Annotated in this window: 1 protein-coding gene and 1 pseudogene; both read left to right on the forward strand. The window is 67.9% G+C overall.

Translation table 11 applies throughout. The features are described 5' to 3' along the window. A partial coding sequence (locus tag H7I57_RS14460; protein ID WP_504928640.1) for a VldE C-terminal domain-containing protein occupies positions 1-636 on the forward strand: 636 nt, incomplete at its 5' end. A gap of 35 nt (positions 637-671) precedes the next feature. After that, a pseudogene (locus H7I57_RS14465) lies at positions 672-914 on the forward strand (lytic transglycosylase); the annotation flags it as partial.

A 914-nucleotide genomic window follows, 5' to 3' on the forward strand; every position in this document is an offset into this window, starting at 1 on the left:
GCGGCGATGCTGCGGTCAATGGCCTACGGCGGCCGCGGCGGTGTGGGCGCAGGAAGCGGCTCACCATTCGGCGGCGGCTCAGGCCTGTCGATGCCACAAATGGGGTCGCCGCTGAGCGGACTTCGGGGGCTCTCCGGGTTGTCTGGGCTAGGCGGCAGCGGCACGCGCCTGACGTCGAGCACGCGACCGGGAGGCCGCGGGCCGCTGGGAGCCTTGGACGCCGGCAGCATTGTCGCCAGAGCCATCCAGGGCCAGCTGCCACCAGGCAAGGCTCCCGAGAACGGGCTGCAGAAGTTCACCGTGCTCACCAATCGCGCTGTCTCTGCGGCGTTTCCACAGATCCGCGAAATAGGCGGCGTGCGCGCCGACTCGTTGAAGTGGCACCCCAACGGGCTCGCGCTGGATGTGATGATCCCCAACTGGAATACCCCGCAGGGAAAGGCCCTGGGGGATGAGGTGCTCTCGTTTGTGATGGCCAACAAAGAGGCACTCGGCGTCGACCACGCGATCTGGCGTCAAGCGATGTATTACGGCCCTGGGGTCGGTGAACCGATGGGAGGCCGTGGCGGGGCCACCGCGAACCATTTCGACCACGTGCACATCGCGACCAAGGGCGGCGGGTATGTGCGTACCTAACGCGTAGCAGCACGGGCCGCCTGCTGCCGAATTTTGTGTCTGGGGGGTGGGTCTGGGTCGCTGATACTGGTTTCGTGTCGGTTGGCGCGGTAGTGGCTCAGGTCGGTGAGGTGCTGGGCCGCGCGCACTCACTGTTCGGCGACCCGCCGGCCTCCGGGCAAGGACCCGCCGCGGGGTCAGTGATGAAGCTCTCCGGCGCCGGGGACCTGGTGCGCTCCGGGCAGGCCCAGATGGCACCACTGTCGGGGCAGCTGGCCACCAACTACTCCACCTTCGCC

This window comes from Mycolicibacterium pyrenivorans (genome assembly GCF_025821625.1).
GTDB lineage: Bacteria > Actinomycetota > Actinomycetes > Mycobacteriales > Mycobacteriaceae > Mycobacterium > Mycobacterium pyrenivorans.